Consider the following 20,353-nt stretch of genomic DNA (forward strand, 5'->3'; position numbering starts at 1 on the left):
AGTCCCTTTGGCTTGGGCTGATGCCCGGCGTTTTCAGCTGCATTGCAAAAATCGGAGCGCGCTACCGTGCGTCGCTCGGCGGACGCATTTCGACCCACTATAGATAGTCCGTCGACCATATTGAAGCAGTCGTTTGAGCGTGGACTACGTTTCTCTGATAACTGTCTCGTCCCTTCTTTGAACCACCAGAATTCGGGTCCCGCGAGCGATCCGATATCGCAGCGGTGTGCACCATGCGACTGGTGAGCACCGCGCTATTAGCGCAGTCCCGCAATCTCACCTACTCTGTAATGAGATGTGGCACCGGGCGTCGTTGGACAGCCCGACCGCCCGTCTCCGTGCTCGTGACGGGTCGGCACGCCGCAGACGTCGCGCTGTAGATGGTCCGACCTGGTTCGGGTGGCCGGGGAGGACCCGACACCGATCAACATCATCTTTGATACCTCGCTGAACGACCTTGGATTGAGAGCTGGTCGATGAGATCAAAGCGGAATTCCGCTATGACGGTTGATTGATCGCGACTGAAAGGCCGGGGGAAACCGCATGGCATCGGAGCACATAGAGCGCAAACTGGCGGCGATCCTCGCGGGTGATATCGCAGGTTATTCGCGATTGAGCGGCGCGGACGAGGAAGGCACGATGCGTCGCCTCCGCGCGCTCCGCGCTGAGCTGATCGGTCCGGCGATTGAGGTCTATCGCGGCCGCATCGTCAAGACGACTGGCGATGGGATTCTGGTCGAGTTTGTAAGCGTGGTGGATGCTGTGCGCTGTTCCATCGAGGTCCAGCGGGGCCTGGCAGTGCGCAATGCCGATTTTGTGCCTGAGAAGCGAATCGAGTTCCGTATCGGAATTCACCTCGGGACGTAATGGTGCAACCCGATGGCGATCTGCTCGGTGACGGCGTGAATATCGCCGCGCGCCTCGAAGGCATCGCTGAGCCAGGCGGTATCTGTCTTTCCGACGACGCATACCGCCAGGTGCGCGACCGCCTGAACGAAGAGTTCACCGACCTCGGCGACAGCGACCTCAAGAACATTGCGCGGCCGGTACGTGTCTATTCGGTCAAGACCGGCTTGGAAGCCTCGGCGCTCGGGCGGCTGGCCTCTGCAACGGGAAAATCAGGTCCGCCACGCCTTTCCATCGTGGTCTTGCCCTTCGCCAATCTAGGCGGCAATCCGGAGCAGGAATATTTCGTCGACGGCGTCACCGAGAGCCTGACCACCGACCTGTCGCGTATCCCTGGGGCGTTCGTCATCGCCCACAATTCAGCCCTCACCTACAAGGGCAAGCCCGTTGATGCACGGCAGATCGGGCGCGAGCTTGGGGTACGGTATGTGATGGAAGGTAGCGTACAGAGCATCGGCAGTCGCATCCGCGTCAACGCACAGCTGATCGACGCCGGAACTGGGGCGCATCTTTGGGCCGAGCGTTTCGACAAGCTGCGCGCCGATCTCTTCGACATGCAGGACGAGATTACCGCAAGGCTTGCCCGCATGATAGGCATTGAGCTCGTGGCGGCCGAGGGCCGACGGGCAGAGCGAGAGCGACCGGATAACATGGACGCCATGGACCTTGCGATGCGCGGCTGGGCGATCATAAATCAACCCGCTTCGTTGGACGACGCGCGTCGAGCGCGTGCGCAATTCGAGGCAGCGCTGCGCCTCGACGACGGGAACATCGATGCGCTGGTCGGGCTCGCCGAGAGTTATGAATTGGAGCGCCGCAGCTTCGTCGTCTCCCGCGACGTGAGCGAGCAGATCCGTGCCGTTGACGCGGCTACCGCGAAGGCGCTGCGAACGGCGCCCAACAACGCATTGGCACACTACGCGCGGGCTACGGCGTTACTTCGCATGCGCGCGCCGGAGCGCGCGCTGCGCGAGTGCGAGCTTGCCATCGTGCTGGATCAAAACCTGGCGTTGGCCCATGCCTATGCTGGCTTCATGAAGCTGGTTCTTGGGCGTCCCGCGGAGACGGAGGCTCATCTTGTCGAAGCGATCCGCCTCAGCCCTCGTGATCCTCAGTTGTGGCACTGGTACTTTTACCTTGGAGCAGCTGACCTCTATCTGGGCCGGGTCGATGCCGCAGTTGAACCGCTACAGAAAGCGGTTGAACTCCATCCGAGCCACAACCTCAATCATTTCTTCCTGGCAGCAGCGTTGGCGCTTGCGAACCGCGAGGTTGAAGCAGCGGAGGCGTGCACTGCCGGGCGGCGGGTCGATCCCACTTTCAGCGTCGCCAAGTTCCGCGACCTCGCGCCCAGTAACAACCCGGGCTTCCTGGCCCGGCGCGAGCGTCTCTATGCCGGAATGCGCAAGGCCGGGGTGCCGGAGGAATGAGTCGGTTTTGTCTTCTTTGGGCATTTGCATCGGTTCCGCGACGCTCGGCGTTCGCCCATCACATCAGTCGCTCGACATTACTCTGCGACCGATCTACTCGTTATTGACGTTTCGCGAAGCGCTCTGCGCAACGCCGCAACAAGAACCACCCCTGTCCGTGCGTTGAACGACGGATTTGTGCAGTGGGGCGGCCATTCACAATGGATGGCTTGACGGGCAGTTGTTGGCCGCGTGGAGCCCGAGAGCGGTCAGGGTCGATCGTAACGCTGGAGACCCATAGCGGTCGAGCAGCGCTCCGAATTTCTCTTGCGGGAAGCAGCCGGTCGCTAACGTCCGCTCGATGGAGGGGTTAGGCGCCATGCCCGAGCTCTTGAGCGAGCCCGATGAGGATTCCTTCGGGGCCCCGGATGTAGCAGAGCCGATACGTGTTTTCGTACTGGGCCACTTTGCCGACGAGTTCCGCGCCGCGTTTTCCGAGACGGGCGAGCGTATCGTCGATGTCCTCCACGGTAAACATGACGCGTAGGTAACCAAGAGCGTTCACCGGAGTGCGACGGTGATCTGCGACCACAGGTGGCGCAAGGAATCGGGACATCTCGAGCCGGCTGTGACCGTCCGGCGTACGCATCATGGCAATTTCGACGCGCATGCCGCGCAATCCAGTGACGCCAGCTGCCCAGTCTCCTTCGATTGGGGCGCGCCCCTCGAGCTCAAGGCCAAGTTCGGCAAAAAACTCAATGGCGGCATCGATGTCTTCAACCACGATGCCGACGTTGTCCATACGCTTCACCGTCATGATGTCTCCTTGGCGCCTAGCTGAAGCGCCGATCGTAACGCTGCCGACCTGAGCTACCGCTCAAGCTCAGGGGTACCCGCGCGAGTAGCTGCGCGAGAGATTCAGACCACACCAGGGCAACAGGATAGCTGCCATCCGCGATCGTCCGGTCCTGGCCGGGTGCAGATTTTTGCAATGAGCATACGCGGCCTGAGCCTCTCAAGGCTGCGATCGGCAGCACGCGTTAAGGGTTATTCGACACCTGCCCTAATTCACATGGCTGTGAGTGTGCCGCGGCGCGTGTGGGCAGGCGTCGAATAAGCCTCGAGGGAGGGAACCGCGGAGTGGTCCGATGCGGCCGGAATCCTGGGCGACTATGGCGATTGATGGTCCGGGATCCTCAGCTATGTGAGAGGCTGGTGGGTGTAACGGGATGCTGGATGAGCCCTAGACAGAGGGCTTCAAAGAGAGCACTACGTTCACCAATCTCAAAATGTTCACGTGCCATTTCAAGATACCTGACTATGGCTGCGTTGCCCCAAATCGCTTCCTGCGCTGCCTTCGACAAAGTCACCATCGGATCACCTGACATTGAAAATTGAACCGGCAAGGAGCGGTGCAAACAGTTCGAAACCGTGTAACCTCGCCATGGGGTGGAACGACGAACACCTGCACCAGTTCGTCATCCGCGGCCGGCGATACGGCGGACATCTCGACGGCGCGTTGCATCGACGGCCCGGACGCCCTGTCGCTGGCGGCGTTTGGCCTGCACGTACATGAGCGCATTGCCTACGTGTGCGACTTCACCGCCTGGTGGTTACATGACGTGCGCGTCGAGAAGTGGACGGACAACCGGACAACCAGCGGTAGACATCGGTACCGCGCTGCATCGAAGGCGCCGGGCGTTGTCCGCCGCCAGACCACGCCGGAGGTCCCGAGAGATACATGAAGGCCTGGAAGGGCACGGCGAATATGAGTTTCTCGAGTGGCTCGAGACGCTACGCGAAAACCGGATAGAGGTGAACGATCTGCGCATTGAGGTCGACGAATGGCTGATCTGGCTGGATCGGTGTTTCGACTCTCGGGAGGCGAATGAACGGCCGCCGACGCTTGAACTGTAAGCTGACCGCCCAGGCGACGTGCCGGGCAGGAGGTTGCCATGCAGATCAGCGTGCAGATTGTGGTTCTGACCGAACGGGAAGGCTTCGATGCCGGCACACTCGGCCCCGACTTGCATCTTTGAGGTTGACCCGGAAACAGCAATCAGAACGGTCTGTTGTGCCGGCCTTTATGTTCATGGAGCGGGTCGGGGCTCTTCGACGTCTCGCGCAGTACACCGGCATCGTCGAAAGCGAAGTTGAACAGCTGGTACCACACGCCGTCTTCCAGATATCGGTAACTCCATACCTGGCGCTTCTTCAGTGGAAAGTATGCCGTTTCCGCGGGCCGGCCGAACTGAACGAGGACATCGCTCTGCGTCCACTTGCCAGGCTCCGCGCGATAGAACTCGCCCGTTTGCAGCACCTGCCGGACGTTGATCACCTTGCCGGCCGCGTCGATGTCCGCAGCCGTGGTGACTTCGCCCATCGGCTGCGTCGGCCACATCAACCGCCTCGACCCGTCAGGAAGGTCGTAGACCTCGCGCGGCGGTCCCAGCCTCGCGACGACGGCGGATTCCGGTTCGCCGGCATGGAACCCCTCCCACGGCTGTACGCAGGCGCCAAGCACAATAACCGACGCACAGGCGAACAGGGTGCGGATGTGGCAGCGCTGGCGCCACACAGCGGGGCATATTCTTGATCGGCGGGACATCGTAGAGGACCTCCCCTCGGTTCACGTATGCAATTTGACACGATTGAGCGGCAAAGATTTGAGCCGATCGGGAAAACGCTGGCGGATGGCTGGCCGATCGAAGGAACTTGCCAAACTCGGCGGAAAGTCGTGTGGGGAGGGCGGCCGGGCCGCTGGGGCGCCGGGTCCGTCAGTCCACTGGCCAGTTGCCTGCGTGAGCGGACGGGTCCCGAGCTGCAATATCTGTAGGCTGGATTTGCGGCGTTGATGTCGTACGGGCTGACCGTCCGCGTACTGGAGGAGGTGTTGCCGCTCGGGCACGTGCTGGCGGCCACCACGATCCGGCGCCGTGTCGCTCCACTGAGCCGCCGCCTCGAGAACATGGACGCCGACGCGATCACAGTCGAGCAACGACGACACACAGATCTCACTGCGGGCCGGTGCAACATTCCTCAACGCAGTTCAGTGCGCGCCGTCCGCATCGATGGTGGTTACGTTCGGCTCGCAGGGCGCAAAAGTCGTCTGGACAGCTGGTTCGAAGTTGTTGTCGGAAAATCACTGCGAGATGATCGCCGGGGACATGGCTTCGCGTACGTTCACAAACTCGAGCAGATGCCGGTCGATCGCATGCTGGCTTTCCTCGCGCGGGAAGGCGTTGTGCGCGACCAGCCGGCAACTTTCCTCTCCGATGGCGGCGACACCGTGCGCCGCGCCCAGATCGACTTTGGTGATTGTGGCGAGAATGTACTCGACTGGTTTCACGTTGCCATGCGGATACGGAATCTCGAACAGATGAGATGGTCAGGGAGCTGCCGGAACGCGACGAGCGGCCTTCCGACGCACTGATCGATACCCTGCATCGGGCCAAGTGGCACATCTGGCACGGCTGCCTCTACCCGGCACTGCGGAGGCTTGAAAGTCTGGGTTGGGAACTCGATGCGGAGTGCAGTGCCGGGGAGGCCAGACTGCTCGCCAGACTGGAGGAGTTCATGGGCTACCTCGATAACAACCAGAACTTTATCGTGAACTGTGGAGACCGCTACCGCTGCGGCGAGCCGATCACCTCAAGCTTCGTCGAATCGGCTGTCAACTAGGAGGTCAGCAAACGCTTTGTGAAGCGGCAGCGGATGGCGTGGCGGCCGGCTCTCGCACATGGGCTTCCGCAGGTGAGGACGGCCGTCCTGAATGAGCAGCTGCGATCGTGCTTCGAGCGATGGTATCCGGCGCTCGCGGCCAACAATCAGGCTCACCATATCGCGGCGTAGAGCCTCCACGTTGGCGCGGTCTCCGATCACACCCTCAATGACTCGTGCCCTGATCGCGGTGTTCCGCCGAAGGAGGCGGTGACCTTGGCGCGGGCGGCGGTGCCGGTGGGCCGCCGCCTTGGACGGGAGGCGGTCCTGGCAGACGCTGAACGGCCTGCGGCGGCGGTCCGGACGGGCGCTGATAGCCTTGCGTTGGCGGCTGCATCGGCGGCGTACCCCCTTGCGGCGGCCCCGCCCGATGCCCGTGTTCCGTTCCAGGCGGCCCGGGAGGCTGTGCGGAAGGCGCCGGTGGCGGCCGGGTCGCGCCTTGGGGAGGCGGCGGATTACCTGGCGGCGGTGGACGGTGAGGTGGCGGCGGATGATGCGCCCAGCGGTCCCGGTCGTGATACCACGGACGCTCCCGATAATACTGATCCCAATAGGTGCCGGGCGAAAACGTGATGAGCGGCAGACCGATCACCGTGCCGTACGTCATGATCGGCACTTCGCTGCCCTGGTAGGGATAGGACAGATAGCCGCCGTAGACCCAGCCGCGCGCGCCCTGTACCTCGACGTCGCACCAGCTGTAGCCGTCTACGCAACCGTAGACGATGACCGGCTGTCCTGCCGGCCATTGGGCAACAAGCGGGTAATCCTGCGCCGGTCCCGCGTACACGTCGACGGGCGAGTCCGTGTAAGCCTCGGTTTGCGCCGACGCCGCGCCCGATGCGATCGACAACGTCGCCGCGACCACGCATGCAAGCCGAATTCGCATGATTCTCTTCCTTTGACTGCGCTGTTTTATTCCGATGATGGCGAAGCGCCTGTCGAGAGGTCTCTCCATGCAGACCAGTGTAAGTCGAGAGCACCTGATGCATCGCCACCGAATCTTGCGCCTGCTCTGTACCACGACTGAATCCGCTGGCCTGCCGCACAACGCCGCGAAGCCTTGCATAAACAGCGGAAGCGTCGCTGCACGAAAAAGCACGGTAATCGGCATAGGGGCAGTCATATCTGACTGCCGTCCTGTTACATACATGGACGCCACCGGTTCGCCAGGCCTTCGGAGGCGATCGGCAGATGGGATTGAGATTGCGGCCATCCATCCGGGTTGGATCGACGGATTCGCAAAGTGGATACCGTCTTTGGCATCGTGCCATTTCGCAGTGCCAGGATTATTTGCAGTTCATGCGAGACGCCCCTCCGGATGGAGTTTTCCCTATAACCCGATGACCGAAATACGTCCTACTGGCGACCGGCAGATGACGATGCAAATAGGGAGACGGCGCCATGAAAGATTCGGATCTATTTGAAGCACGCGACATTGCGCCGAGGCCCGCGTGCAGCGTCGACGGCACCTGGTATGCGCTGCCGGACGCAGGCGCGTTGATCCACGAAGACGGCGAGCCTTGGTGCCGACTCTCGTTTGCTCAATCACCGTACGGTTCGTATCCGGCCTCACGCTCGTGCCGGATCGACAGCATGATCACGTGCAAATCAGAGCACACATAAAGGACCACGTAAGACGGGAGGACGTACTCGCGGAACTCAGTCAGCCCGACACCAGCAGCCTGTTGCTGGACCTGCTCAAGCCAGGTTTTCGCTGCGGGGGAGGTTAGTGAGAGGAAGTCCGCGGGACGGCCAATCTTGGGATGTCTCTCAAGCAGGCCGACGAGGTTGTCAATTTCACTTTCCAGTTTGTTCGCTCGAAGCGGTGCAGACATCACATCCTGGATTAGCATGAATTCTTCGACCGCATCGAGGGCTTCTATGAACTTGTCTGCGATCTCGACGATGATCATTTCCCGATTTGAGCACGTCGCTTTTCAGCACGGTCCTTTAGTGTTTTGCGGAATTCATCTGCCGATGTAACGCGGCCCGCGATGACATCCTGAATACCTCGTTCGGCGTCGGCCAGCATCAAAAGCCGACCACGCTCGCGGCGTTCCAGTTCGTGGTAGTAGTCCAGTTTCTTTGCATCGACGATGGCGACGAACGCCGCGCCGTTTTTCGTCAGCACCTTCTCAGCGCCGGCCACCACGTCTTCAGCCAGCTCCGTCAGGCGCGCGCGGGCTTCGCTGATCGGCACAACATCCTGAGCACGAATAGTCATTTTAACTCTCTCATTAATGAATTCGTTAAGATGAAACACTACGCCAGTCGAGTGCCCCAGTCAAGAAACCGGACGCCGGACGTTTCCCGTGAAACTAAACGGGTCGCACCCTTTCGCCTGCGCTCCTCGCAGTCGCCGCTCCATTGATACGCCAACCGACTGCGCAGAACTTCCGGCCGCGCCGGGTTCTTTTCGCGTGATCATCGCGCTGCCGGGGTCGGCAACGTAGTTCAATATCCAGTTGCCTGAACCTGGAAAGCCCTGGAGGGTAGCGGCCGTTCGTGTCCAGCTACCGGTCGCGAATACGTCGTCTGTCGTCAACACGACATATAGTTTCCGGTCCACTGGGGCGCCCCGAACGTCGATGAAATGATCCAGCCTGATGTCTGCCACGCCGGACCTCTGTCCGTTTTCGAAAGCCTGCCTGGGTGAAATGACGCGCGTACCAGACGATTTATAGTCTGCGGGCCGCCAGATATCCAACTTCGACAGCCGAACGGGTAGATTCCGCGCGAAAGGGGTAACCGAGCCGCGCACCCGGATTGCGATCGTAACTGGCCCATTGCAACCGCCGCTGGGGTCCGGTCGTCGGTCAATAACTTGACATAAGGTTTTTGATCGACATAATCCTCTGTTTATCGAGCCGAAGAGGTTTCAATTTGTGCAGGAGGCGGCTGCACAAATTCTGGATTCGGCCATGCCTTCGGGTTGCGCGGTGACAACTTGCGCAAGGCGGGAAGGGCTGGCTTGCGCTGGATCAGTGTGGCGACACGCTCTTCAAGTTTCTGATGATCGAAACGTCGAAGGGGAAGATTGCCTGTCTCACGAGGCCACGATGAAGCGTCTCGAATTGAATTGACGATTGGTGACCTGCCCAAGGTGTTGGATGCCGTGGACATGGAGGCTGACTGGTCGCTGGAGGAGCCTGAGCAGGCGACAACTCCGTTACCATTGCCTGTATGTGAATCCGAAATCAGTAGTTCAAACCCGCCAGTTCTCTTTTGAGCCTGGCTGGTTTTTCTTTGCCTGCGGGGCGCGGGCTACATACAGCGGTGGAGTCACTCAGCCGTTCAGTTGCGACTCGACGTTCAGGACGATCCGCGCGAGCGGGTTGTTGTCTGCGGATTGCGGCGCGAACATGATCTGGGCGAAGGTGACGATAGCGAGAGCGACGACCAGGAGTGCTCCAGACGCGGCGATGCGGGTAAGGTATTTCACGGGGACCTCATCTTGATGGTATAGACAGAAACTGGGCGTAGCTGACAGGCGTATCGACGCACCTTCAGCGGCATGTCTGTCCGCAACCCGGCAACGCCGGACGCGGTCGTCGGATCGCACTTGCCGATCGGACGGGATTTGTGCGGCGCACTATAACACGGCCGTCGGATCGCACCTACTGATCGTACGGGCTTGTGCAGTGCACTATAAACGGTTTATCCGCGTGCCCGGTGCGACATCCTGTCACCAGCGGATGGTTAATTGCTTGAGCGTTTTGTGTATGAAAGATTTCTGTAGGCGGTAACGCGCCGTCATGCTATGTGGGCGATTCTCGCAGGCACGGACGATATCGAGGTGGCCGCCTCGACAGTCTCCCCGCTGGAGCCCGCCAGATTGAAGATGGGTTTGCGGACGGCATCAATTGAGCTATCATTAGGTATCAATTGATACTTTATTCAGGAGTCGCATGTCACTGATTACGCCTGAAGCAGTGGCCGCGGTCATGGAACTGCGTCAGGTCCCGCACACGCTCGCGGAACTCGAGGCACTTGTCCGCGACGGCCTGCCCAAGTCCGCGCTGCGCGCGGGCGTCGAACATGCGACGCAGGGTGCCGACGCCCGGCGTGCGCTACTTGCCCGCATCATCCCCGAAGCGACCTATAAGCGGCGTCGCGATCGGCTGACGCCAGACGAATCGGAAAAGACTGAGCGGCTGGCAAGGATCGTCGCGACGACGGCCTACGTCTGGAACGACGAAGAGGACGCGCGGGCATTCCTGTCGACGCCGCATCCGGAGCTCGAAGGGCGGGCGCCGCTCGATGTTGCGCTGACCGAGCTCGGCGCGCGCCGGGTCGAAGAGCTGCTCTGGAAACTTTTTTATGGGTTGCCGGCGTGAAGTTGTTTCGAATCGCCGACACTCGACACACGGTCTGGAGTGGCACCGGCGCGATGCTGGTGGGCGGCCGCTTCAATAGCCCGGGGCGACCGGTCATCTACGCCGCGTCGACCTTCGCCGGTGCGATGCTCGAGGTTCTTGTCCATGCGCGCATCGGCAAGGTACCAAAGACACACGGATGGGTTGAAGCGGCGGTTCCCGACGATATTCGCGTCGAACGCCATTCGGCCGAATCGTTGCCGGGGGGATGGGATGCGCCAGCACTGCAGGCGGCAAGGGAGTTCGGCGACGCTTGGCTGACCGAGTCGCGTACTGCGCTCCTGATCGTACCTTCCGTGGTCGTCCGTGCAGAGTTCAACGTGCTGGTCAATCCCGCACACCCCGACGCGACGCGGATTGCCGTGACCGAGCCGCAACCCGTGGTGTGGGACGAACGCCTCTTTGTGATGCCGTCGGTCGGACACTCCTAGATTATGATAGTGGTCGGCTAGCCTTGCCTCGACTCGACGCTTTGCTCCTCGAGGGAGATGGCTAGGACGTCGCTTCTAGTTTAGTTCGCACTCGCCGCTCACAATGGCCAGTGCAGCGCCGTCTTATATTCTCCTTGTCTGGTTGCCAAAGCCGACACGGCTGTCAGTTTTTGTCAATCGCCCTGACGATTTGACATAAACACAAAAACGTACGTAGGATTCCGAATCAAATTTTCAAGATGTTTCGGAATCGAAATTGGCCGAAAGGCGGCTCATGACATGGTTGCGTGGCCTTCAGACGGGCAAGGAGAGGCACCTGCCAGCTAACTTCGTGCAAACGAAGGTGCGACAATGGTTACCTCCCATTGTACAAGCTGCCGAAGGAGCGCTGATGACCGCTAACACGTGTGTCCGGTGCGGAGCAGTTACACCACCGCACGACGTTATCAGTGTGGCTTCGGCGGATGGTGCCTTCAGGGTGCTCTGTAGCCGCTGTTTCAACATCGAAATGGCGCATCTTGCAGACGTTCGCGCTTTCGAACATCCGGAGTTCACGCCCGTGCGTCTGCCGGATGGGGATGGCGTCGTACACGAATTTCACTTCCGCAGCCTGCTCTTTGGCGACCAGCTTTCACTGGAGGCGTTCGAACTGGCTTCCGGGGACGAGGACTGCGCCGGCTTCCATTTCCAGCTTCTCGGCGATCGGCCGTCGGAACCATTCGAGCTACTGGGTGATCTGGTGCAGAAGATGAAGCGCGCCCTGGCGGTTACGCATCTGGTCGAGCGTGCAGGCCGGCTTGAGATAGCAGAAACGACGGTCCGTGGACGTATCGAGTGGGACGATAACGAGAACGGACGCCTGCCGTGTGTAGTTGTTGATGGCAGGCGAGTCGACTGGGCCGATTTTGGGGCGATACTAATGGCGTTCGAAGGGTGGCGGTTCCGGCTTGAACTGGTCGATCCGGGTGATGAGACGTGAGGTCGATTGACCTTGACGTCGGAAACGACGCGTGATGATCTGGATCTATGGATCGGCGCTCACGCGAGGGCCTTCGGAGCGACGCCACTGCGCATGCAACCGGCGAGAAGCACGTCCATCGAGGGCGCACCCTCGAGGCGCAGCAGCATATCGTCGTCGCGCGCGTGGAAGTCGGCACCGTTATTCGGCCGACAAACTCGCCACGATACAGGCCGCTGGGCGGATTGAACGCATGATTCGCACCTATGGCCGCGTGTCGCGATTCGGTCACAGAGAAACTTCGGCGGTCACCGCGTCCCACGGCGCGCTCAGACGTCCTTCTTCACGCACGATCAGGCCTGCGCTCTCCAGAATCACCACGTCCTCGTAGACACGCTTGTAGTCCCGATCCAGCGCAGTTGCCAGCGCCTTCACGCTCTTTGCGCCTTCACGATGTAGATGACGAAGCATCTCAAGGCGCTTCGGCGACAGCGCAGCAAGCATCTCCTCGAGCGACAGAAACGTCACGTGCCGCTCTTCGATATTCTCGCCTGCCTGCGCACGGTTGAACGCCGCCGCGAACCGCCGGCCCATATCCCGCGCACCACCAACATGTACATTAAGTTTGCTCATGATTCACCTCGCTCACGTTCTACATCATCCAGAAAATCAGCCACCATTTGCTCAGGCGTCGAAAATGCGTACGACTCTTCCCGATCACGGTAATGCCGGTGGTCGCCTTTACCGCGCTCGTTGTCGTAGCCGATGATTCGCTGACCTGCACGACCATAAAACAGGCTGTACTTGAGACCGTGCGGTCGTTCGCCGTCGCTCTCTGGTAATCGCCAGATGCGCATTTCGAGAATGGCCCCGTCTGGGTAGATGGTTCGGTCCTCGAACAGGAGTATGGCTTTCTTCTTCATATGGCGCAGGATGCCATACCTGGTATTATGGCGTCAAGCGCCATAAAAGAGGGGAGTGTGCCCGACGTGGTTTTTCCGAGGCATCCGCTCTCGAACGTGCAATTGGGCCATAGCCAACCGAAGGGAGTCTCGGCAAGCGCGCAGAAGCGGCGTGCCGTTCTGGCCGATCGATTGAATCGTTAGGACCACCGGAAAGTCGGTCTTGTGGATGGCCACCTGCACCTGTCAGGATTCGCCTCACGGCTGACGAGGCGCTGTACAGCGCCAAGGCCGCGGGGCGCAACCGGGTGAGGAGCGGATGGAGTGGGCCAACGCCAGCCGAGACCATTGCAAGTGTGCCCTACCAGGCAGGAACCCGCTTTGCCGACGCCGTCCAGGCCGCGAGAATGCCCCGGATGGTCGCCAGAGAGTGTTCGGCGACCGGATTCGACGTTTGTCGGCGCGGCGCGGAAAACTCTGGTGTTCTGACACCTAGGTGTCTGCAGACCATTGAGAGATACGGTTTGCCCAATCCGGCACATTGCGCGACCGCGCTGGCGATCGAGGCATCGCCAACGTGTCTGCGCAGCCATTCGGGGCTTGGCAAGCGCTCGAGGTTACTCCTGACGACCGCGCCACCGGCTCGCAGGCCACCATACCCCGGACGCGTACGATATAAAGGGTGCTAACGAACGAATCGGGTGATTTCGTCGCGGCCTCTCCGGTGGCAGCTGGATAGCGGGTGACCAAGCGGCCGGTATGGGCGTGGCGATTCTTATTGTGAATCAACTACATACATACATACAAACAGAAAAGTTGATAAATTATATTATGTCAAATTATAGCGTACAGAACTGCACAGGCGAGAGCATTGATAACGTGTAGAATGTGGATAGATGTGCGCATATCTATCCACATGGAGGTTCACATGGCACATGCAACTGCCGCCGTGTCACGTAAGGCGACCAATGTCACACTGCCTGTCGACGTTTATGAGCGAGCGAAGGAACTGGGCATCAACTTCTCACGTGCGTGCGAGCAGGCTTTACGCGACGCAATCAAGGCCGAGGAAGGTCGTCGCTGGGCGCAGGAGAACGCGGAGTTCATTAAAAACACCAACGACTGGGTCGAAAAGAATGGCCTTCCACTCGCTGAATACCGGATGTTTTGATGGCGCGATTTGAAGTTTATGCCAATCCCGGCAAAAGCAAGGTAAATACGCCGTACCTTGTCGACGTGCAGAGCGACTTTCTCGATGGCCTAACTATTCGGGTTGTTGTCCCGCTGATTCGTGCTGACTCTTTCCCTCCCGGCAAACTGCCAGCGGATTTCACGCCGTCCTTCGAGATCGCTGGCGTCAAATGCCTGATGCACCCGGCGTTCATTGCATCTGTTCCGTTAAACGAGCTGGGTCCCTCGATCAGTTCATTGCGGGAGCATCGGGACAAGATCACGGCAGCGCTTGACCGTCTGCTGGGCGGCTACTGATCGATCAATCACTGCTGCTGGCATTACCAACGGGACCAATTCGGTCGACGCGACCTCCCTCGCCAGCATCAAGCAATTTTGTCCCCTCACCTCGCCGCATCATGCAAGAGTTCGCGACCCGCAACACTTGCATACAGTAGCTTCGTCGCCCTATCCTCGAAATTGAAGACCCTTGATTGTCGGTCGATGCGTAAACGCACCGAAAATATAGGATACCGATAAATATTCGCTAAATTGGGTTTCTGTGCACTCGTGATCCACGGCTTGAAGGAGCGCCACAGGCCGTCGTCGGCGAAATCGCGACACCGCATTCCCGCCCAATCAGAGAGTCGGCCATGACTCGTGAGGAGTCCGACACATTTCGATCTCGTCACGATTTAAGAGAGAAACAAGTCTTCGGCTCAAGCGGTGAAACGCGGGACAAAAGATCACCCGCGGCGTTTCGCGGATTTCGACAGAGCAGGCGGACGTACAACCGGCTTTTGAGGTGCGGCAGAACGGTTGACCTTCGACGTGCCGGGATCGGTGTTGCCCCTGGCTTTTTTCAGGGCGGCGGCGCTGGACTTCGGGGTCGGCGTCGCGACCTTGCTTTTCGGTGCCGATTTCACGGTGGTCGCGGACGACTTCGGCGTAGTCGAGGTGGACGTTCTCGCTTTTTGGGAAGTGGATGCCTTGCGCGTGCGGTTGCCTCGGACTGTGTCGGCATCTGCAAAGGGTTCCGTGTCAATATCGATACCGAACACATCGCCCAGAACCGCATTGTCGAGCAGCTTGCCGGACGCCGGGACGGTTTTTCCCGCACCAGACAAATTCTCGTTCGTGTGATTGACGAGATCGGACGGGTCAACGCCACGTAACGTAAAGAGCAATTCGGGCTGCTGGTCGAACTGTGCGCCGATGCCATAGAGTACTGCTGCGACGTGCTTGCACATCACCGCCCAATCCAGGCAGTTGCAACCGAACCTGATGTCCTTCGGTGCGGGGAAAAGCCCGGTGCCGGGCTTGCAGATGCGGCCCATCACGGCAGCCGATAGCTTGCCCAGTAGCAATTCGACCATCGAGTCAATCGACGACGAACAGTCGGCGCTCAACGCACGCCACTGCTTTTGTGGACAGGCTGCGACATCAATCTCGATTTCGTACAGGCTTGATCCCATCACCTGTGCATGGATCTTGCCCGCCGTAATCTGCAGGTCGATCACCGACCCATTGCGCACGTAGGTGCGACCTCTTGGCAGGCGACTGTCGTAGTCACTGTAATGCTCCAGATTGTCGCACCACGCTTTGCCCCAGAAAGTCTTTGCTATCGCGCCACGATACGGTGCGATGGGTGAGAGGGTCTTGCCAGCCTTGATCGCTCTGGCGACCAGCTGCTCCGCTTTTTTTCGGCGCTCGGCCACCGGGACGTAAGGTTTCCATCCACCGTAGTTAGCCATCAGCGTTCCTCTTCATGATCAGTTTTCCTGCGCGGAATGAATATCGAGCTTGACAAGAGCGAGCAGCTCCTGGTCACTCATCTCGGTCAGCTGCAGTTCCGCACCGCCTTCAAGCATATCGTTCACCAACTGCTGCTTCGATTCGATCAGTTGGTCAATCCGATCCTCGACCGTACCCTGGCAAACAAACTTGTGCACCAGAACATTCTTGCGCTGGCCAATGCGAAATGCCCGATCGGTCGCCTGATTCTCTACAGCGGGATTCCACCAACGGTCGAAGTGAATCACGTGGGAAGCAGATGTGAGATTCAATCCCGATCCTCCCGCTTTGAGCGACAGCACGAAGAACGGTGTTGATTCGTCCTCCTGGAACTGTCTGACCAGTTCGCGCCGTTTGCCTACAGGCGTTCCGCCATGGAGAACCAGGCCCTCCCGTCCGAAAAGGGATCCCAGGAACGCAGCAAGTGGCTCGGTGGTCTCGCGGAACTGCGTAAACACCAGTACCTTTTCCTGCTTCGCCGCGATCACGTCGACCAACTCCCGCAGGCGGGCAAACTTGCCGCTGGCTTCGGGGCCCCACGCCGCGTCGCCAAGCCACTGGGACGGATGGTTGCATATCTGCTTGAAACGCATCAGGTAGCTTAATACGATGCCTTTGCGTTCAATACCGTCGGCGCCATCGAGCGCTGCCGCCAGGTCCTTAACCGCACGTTCGTACAACGCGGCCTGGACGGGGCTCAGGTGGCACCACGCTTTGAGTTCGGTTTTCTCGGGGAGGTCGGCGATAACACGCCTGTCTGTTTTCAGACGGCGCAAGATGTAGGGGCGCACAAGCGTGCGAAGCGGGCCGAAATGCTCGATTTTCGCCAAACGCCGGCTGAGATCGGCGAACTCCTTCGCCGAGCCCAACAGGCCCGGATGCGTGAAATCAAAAATGGACCACAGATCCGACAGGCGGTTTTCCACCGGGGTGCCCGTCAGGGCGATACGTGACTGGGCCTGAAGCTTCTTTACCTGTTTCGTCTGCCTGGCGCCGGGATTCTTGATCGCCTGGGCCTCGTCGACAATCGCGATGCGCCACTGGATCGTTTCCAGAGCAGGTTGACGCAGCAGCGAACCGAAACTGGTAATGACGAGGTCTGTCTGCGTGAGCTGCCCGTCGTTCAGTGCACGTAGTTCTTCTGCAGGCGTCACGGACGGGTGAGCCACCAGCACACGCAGGCCGGGTGCGAAGCGTTCAGCTTCTGCTGCCCAGTTTGCCAGCAAGGACGCGGGTGCGACCAGCAGGCTCGGGCGCGAGTCGGCCTGTTCGCGCTTCAGGATCAATAGCAGGGAGAGTACCTGCATCGTCTTTCCGAGGCCCATGTCGTCGGCCAGACACGCTCCCAGCCCGAGCCGGCTGAGCAGGTATAGCCATCGCACGCCGGCTTGCTGGTATGGCCGAAGCTGGGCTCTCAGGTCGGGGCCCGGATCGACCTGCGCCAACCCTTCCGGCTGGCGCAGATGCCCAAGCGTCTCTGCCAGCCAGTTTCCTGCAACGACCTGTGCCCAGTCGCGCCCGTCGAAGCCTTCAGCTTCGTCACCTGAGACACCCGCCAGAAGACGCAAGGCATCGTTCAACGGCAGTCCCGATTGCGCGGTCTTCTCCAGACTTTCAAAGCGCTGGAGTAGGTGGCCGAGTTTTTTCGTGTCCACTTCGATCCAGCGCCCCCGAATCCACTGGAGACCGTCGGCCCCCTTGAGCAGACGCCGGATCTCGGCGGGACTTAACGGTTCGCCATCGAGCGACACTTCCATTCTGAAGTCGAGCAGCGCATCCTTGCCGAGGAGCGACGGAGGCTGTGCCCCAACGCTGGCCTTGACCGCAGGTCGCGCGGGGCGCCCCGTCGCCCAGGTCGCCGGCAGCCGAACCACGATTCCGGCAGATTCCAGAGCGGGCAGATCGCAGAGAACACGGTAAGCGTCAGCCGGCATCCAGCGCAACGGGTGGTATATTTCGCGCGATTCGAGCATCGCACGAAGCCAGTCGCAGCGTTCAGCGGCACGCCGAACCGGCATCAGGAGGGAGAGCAGCTTCGCCTTGTTCCGCGCACCGGAAAATTCCTCGAGCGCCCGCGAAAGTGGTTGATGTTGTGTCTTGCCATGGGCCGAGATGCGCGCCGCGTAGGTTGCCAGGAAGGCGAAAGGCGCTTCAGGATCCTTGCGGTTTTCGGCAAGGTTGAAGTGAACACGGCCCACAAGATTCCAGGCAGGGTGACGCGACTTCAGAAATGCCTGAAGCGACTCCCCCGTGCTTGCCAGCTCATCACGTAAAGCGATGTCGATTTCGCCCCACAGTGCCGCCAGGACATCCGACGTGAGATATTCGGCACCTGTCATGGGCGGGGCATCTTCAATCAGTCTTTCGAAGTCCCCTGTGTCCGGTTGCGAGACCGCGACTTCCTCGCCTTCTGGCGTGGTGCATAAAGACGTGACATATCGGGCGCCAAAGTCGCGCCACCATGCCCACGCAGGCGGCAGTGCACGGCCTATGGTTGCGCTTCCCAGATAGAGCAGCCCATGACCCGTGCCGCGCCTGAAGGAAGCGCCTAGCGCAACGTCATCTGGCAAGGGAGGCGAATCGACGTCCGGCGCTGCGAGAAGATGGCCTGCCGGTGTGATTTTTGGGGCGAGATGATCGCTATCGGTCAAAGACATGGATGGTCGATGGGGAAGTCCCGAGTTCGAATGCAGGCTGCAAATAGTCTCGCGTGCAGATCACGTAATATCTTGCGACCCGGGGAAAATTGCTATTTCTGATCATGGCGCTGACTTTCGGCAGCATGTTGTATGGCATTGCCGGGCGACGCTTCTGTGCGCGCCGAACAAGGTTTGTCCCGCAGGCCGCGGCAAACCGAAACTTTCCTCGGGGTGCAAGCCGGTTCAAGAGCGGTTAGTGCTTCGTCATGTGCTCTGGTACGCCTCCTGTTACCGATGCAATGCCGTGCGAGCTGATTGTGTTCAACGCTTCGTCCAGCGCGGCTCCATCGGTCGGGAACAGGTCGTCCCAAACCGTTGACGTTCCGAGCGAGTCGATGATTTCCAGCACCCAGCCATCGCGGCTGTCGTTTTCGGCCCGATAGATGTGCACTTCCACAGACGTGCCTTCGCGAGTGATGCGCGTGGACAGCGGGGATAATGCAAGCGGGTGAAACGCATCTTCCGTTGTCCGGCCGAGCGAATCGACGAGGAACAGATCTTCGGACCCATTCCCGTCTTGCGCGTCCAGCTCGCTGCGCCCGGTATGGTTGCCTGTCCTGTCTTTCGGCCTTGAAACTGCCGCGATCATGTTCGGTCGCTCGCCCTGTTCCATCGATTTTCGGCGCTCCTCACGCCAGTATTGATGGATATTGAGCGCTCCGGCCGTGAGCAGGTTTGCAAATGACCGACGTTGCGCGACCGTGTAGTCTCGCTGCGCCAGTTCCCGGTATCCGGAGGCTGTTCCGAATAGCAGGATGACATTGAACCACTCGGGGTGTCTTTCAAGCAGTGGCTCCCAGGCCTCCCGGTCGATGTCAATGCCTTCGCAATAACCCTCGCACCATTCGTCGAGGATGAGAACCTCTTCGCCCTTCCACTCGGTGGTGTGCAGCGGGGGCTCGAACAGATCGGGACAGTGATTCAGGGTGTTGTTGATATCGTTCCAGTATTGGATGATCAGTCCGGTCATCTTGCGTGCCCGCCCTGCTGACAAGAATCTGGGCTGACGTGTTGCGTGCCTTGCATCCCAAACCCACGGAAGAATCGCGCTCGGCATGACCATGTTCGGTCCAGAGATGATGGCGGTCAGAAAGCCGTGCAACATGATGGCGTCCATCGCATCGTCGCAAACAGCATTGCTCGAAAGAAAGCGTTCGAGGACATCAAACTCTTCGTCAGTCAGTGGCTCGTCGGATTCGGGATCGAGATTCATGATATTCCCACGGTGGTACACGTAGACGCGATGCTGATCGCCTGTACATGTCGTTGTCGTCGACATGCAACACGATGCAGCGCTTGCACGCAACCATTTCGGCCGGCGCCGGGATGCCAACATTTTACCCGATGGGGCGATGCGCAAATCGGACTACCGGTCGGCAGGCGATGAAATCTTTCGGATACATGTCGCCAACCCTTGTCGATAGGGATGCGGTTTCTGGCGAAACTCCAGTTTCGCGACACCACCTCCCCATTGGTCCCGCACCTGAAACGCCCGGATGCCCAGTCACGGGCTTCCGTACTCTTTCCCCGATGCGACGTCGGTGTCCGCCGTGCGTGCACACAGCCATGACTTCGCGCCCGTCAACGAGCGCTATTACCCGCTCCTACCCGGAGATGGCAAGTCGACGCGCGGCGCACTTTGACGCATCCGTGGGCTACTCGCGAACGTCCTCGGCCCCCCGCGTCTGCCCGATGCAGATGGCGTTTTTCCATGCGTTCCACCGTCGAAGCCCTCCGCCTGGCGATCGGCTCTCCCTGGAAGCGTTCGAGCTGACGGCTACGAGGGCGAATCCGCAGGCTATCGTTTCCAGCTCCTTGCCGAGTCACAGCCAGCCCCCTTTGTGATTCTCGGAGCCCGGTGCAGAAGATGAAGCGCCCGTTGTCAGTCAGGCATCTGGTCGAGCACGCTGGTCACTTTTCAGGTCGCTGAGACGACGGTTAACGGCGGTATTGAATGTGCACGGAGATGAAGTTGGTCACCTGCCGTG

At 59.9% G+C, this 20,353-nt stretch carries 18 protein-coding genes and 1 pseudogene; 8 read left to right on the forward strand and 11 right to left on the reverse strand.

Features of this window, described 5'->3' with window-relative positions; all coding sequences use genetic code 11:
• Positions 1-543: 543 nt before the first annotated feature.
• Positions 544-867 (forward strand): adenylate/guanylate cyclase domain-containing protein, encoded by a 324-nt coding sequence (locus tag H1204_RS52240; RefSeq protein WP_243469025.1) that lies wholly within the window; start codon positions 544-546, stop codon positions 865-867.
• Positions 867-2,336 carry an adenylate/guanylate cyclase domain-containing protein gene (locus H1204_RS45525; protein WP_243469026.1) on the forward strand — a complete coding sequence of 490 codons (1,470 nt, stop codon included), beginning with the start codon at positions 867-869 and terminating at the stop codon, positions 2,334-2,336. Before H1204_RS52240 ends, H1204_RS45525 begins: the two co-directional genes overlap by 1 nt.
• A 349-nt stretch (positions 2,337-2,685) precedes the next feature.
• Here the strand turns inward: H1204_RS45525 and H1204_RS45530 are convergent, their stop codons facing one another.
• Complete coding sequence (locus H1204_RS45530; RefSeq protein WP_180735502.1) at positions 2,686-3,132, reverse strand: VOC family protein; 447 nt, start codon at positions 3,130-3,132, stop codon at positions 2,686-2,688.
• 1,242 nt (positions 3,133-4,374) lie between these two features.
• Positions 4,375-4,923, reverse strand: a complete 549-nt coding sequence (locus H1204_RS45535; protein WP_180735503.1) for a hypothetical protein — start codon at positions 4,921-4,923, stop codon at positions 4,375-4,377.
• A 171-nt stretch (positions 4,924-5,094) separates the two neighbouring features.
• On the opposite strand from H1204_RS45535, the pseudogene H1204_RS45540 reads away from it, so the two are divergent.
• Positions 5,095-6,167 (forward strand): annotated as a pseudogene (locus H1204_RS45540) (ISKra4 family transposase); the annotation flags it as partial.
• Between the two features lie 34 nt (positions 6,168-6,201).
• Here the strand turns inward: H1204_RS45540 and H1204_RS52830 are convergent.
• The 4 genes from H1204_RS52830 to H1204_RS45560 form a co-directional block, all read right to left on the reverse strand.
• Complete coding sequence (locus tag H1204_RS52830) at positions 6,202-6,921, reverse strand: SH3 domain-containing protein (protein WP_180735504.1); 720 nt, start codon at positions 6,919-6,921, stop codon at positions 6,202-6,204.
• 655 nt (positions 6,922-7,576) lie between these two features.
• Positions 7,577-7,948, reverse strand: a complete 372-nt coding sequence (locus H1204_RS45550) for a type II toxin-antitoxin system RelE/ParE family toxin (RefSeq protein ID WP_180735505.1) — start codon at positions 7,946-7,948, stop codon at positions 7,577-7,579.
• Positions 7,945-8,259, reverse strand: coding sequence for a type II toxin-antitoxin system prevent-host-death family antitoxin (locus H1204_RS45555; protein WP_090837406.1), 315 nt, complete (start codon positions 8,257-8,259; stop codon positions 7,945-7,947). Before H1204_RS45555 ends, H1204_RS45550 begins: the two co-directional genes overlap by 4 nt.
• 1,062 nt (positions 8,260-9,321) lie before the next feature.
• Positions 9,322-9,477, reverse strand: a complete 156-nt coding sequence (locus H1204_RS45560) for a hypothetical protein (protein ID WP_180735506.1) — start codon at positions 9,475-9,477, stop codon at positions 9,322-9,324.
• A 466-nt stretch (positions 9,478-9,943) separates the two neighbouring features.
• Between H1204_RS45560 and H1204_RS45565 the strand changes: the two genes are divergently transcribed.
• The 3 genes from H1204_RS45565 to H1204_RS45575 all read left to right on the forward strand — a co-directional run bounded on the left by H1204_RS45565 (position 9,944) and on the right by H1204_RS45575 (position 11,821).
• Entirely contained in the window at positions 9,944-10,372 is a 429-nt protein-coding gene (locus H1204_RS45565; protein ID WP_180735507.1) for an antitoxin Xre/MbcA/ParS toxin-binding domain-containing protein, read from the forward strand.
• On the forward strand, positions 10,369-10,842 hold the full coding sequence (locus tag H1204_RS45570; protein WP_090812513.1) for an RES domain-containing protein: 474 nt from the start codon (positions 10,369-10,371) through the stop codon (positions 10,840-10,842). Before H1204_RS45565 ends, H1204_RS45570 begins: the two co-directional genes overlap by 4 nt.
• 391 nt (positions 10,843-11,233) lie before the next feature.
• Positions 11,234-11,821, forward strand: a complete 588-nt coding sequence (locus H1204_RS45575; RefSeq protein WP_180735508.1) for a hypothetical protein — start codon at positions 11,234-11,236, stop codon at positions 11,819-11,821.
• A 267-nt stretch (positions 11,822-12,088) separates the two neighbouring features.
• Here H1204_RS45575 and H1204_RS45580 read toward each other — a convergent pair whose 3' ends face one another.
• Complete coding sequence (locus H1204_RS45580) at positions 12,089-12,433, reverse strand: helix-turn-helix domain-containing protein (RefSeq protein WP_243469027.1); 345 nt, start codon at positions 12,431-12,433, stop codon at positions 12,089-12,091.
• Entirely contained in the window at positions 12,430-12,723 is a 294-nt protein-coding gene (locus H1204_RS45585) for a DUF6516 family protein (protein WP_180735509.1), read from the reverse strand. Before H1204_RS45585 ends, H1204_RS45580 begins: the two co-directional genes overlap by 4 nt.
• A gap of 907 nt (positions 12,724-13,630) precedes the next feature.
• Here H1204_RS45585 and H1204_RS45590 point away from each other — a divergent pair.
• Together H1204_RS45590 and H1204_RS45595 are read left to right on the forward strand one after the other, a co-directional pair.
• Entirely contained in the window at positions 13,631-13,873 is a 243-nt protein-coding gene (locus tag H1204_RS45590) for a type II toxin-antitoxin system CcdA family antitoxin (protein WP_180735510.1), read from the forward strand.
• A complete protein-coding gene (locus H1204_RS45595) occupies positions 13,873-14,190 on the forward strand; it encodes a CcdB family protein (RefSeq protein ID WP_180735511.1) in 318 nt (105 codons plus the stop codon). The genes H1204_RS45590 and H1204_RS45595 overlap by 1 nt, the downstream gene beginning before the upstream one ends.
• Positions 14,191-14,618: 428 nt before the next feature.
• Here H1204_RS45595 and H1204_RS45600 read toward each other — a convergent pair whose 3' ends face one another.
• The 3 genes from H1204_RS45600 to H1204_RS45610 all read right to left on the reverse strand — a co-directional run bounded on the left by H1204_RS45600 (position 14,619) and on the right by H1204_RS45610 (position 19,578).
• Positions 14,619-15,626 (reverse strand): hypothetical protein, encoded by a 1,008-nt coding sequence (locus H1204_RS45600; RefSeq protein ID WP_180735512.1) that lies wholly within the window; start codon positions 15,624-15,626, stop codon positions 14,619-14,621.
• Positions 15,627-15,644: 18 nt separating this feature from the next.
• Positions 15,645-18,323, reverse strand: a complete 2,679-nt coding sequence (locus H1204_RS45605) for a DEAD/DEAH box helicase (RefSeq protein ID WP_180735513.1) — start codon at positions 18,321-18,323, stop codon at positions 15,645-15,647.
• Between the two features lie 235 nt (positions 18,324-18,558).
• Positions 18,559-19,578, reverse strand: a complete 1,020-nt coding sequence (locus H1204_RS45610) for a YecA family protein (protein ID WP_180735514.1) — start codon at positions 19,576-19,578, stop codon at positions 18,559-18,561.
• Positions 19,579-20,353 lie beyond the last annotated feature (775 nt).

The sequence above is a fragment of the Paraburkholderia sp. PGU19 genome (assembly GCF_013426915.1).
Taxonomy (GTDB): domain Bacteria; phylum Pseudomonadota; class Gammaproteobacteria; order Burkholderiales; family Burkholderiaceae; genus Paraburkholderia.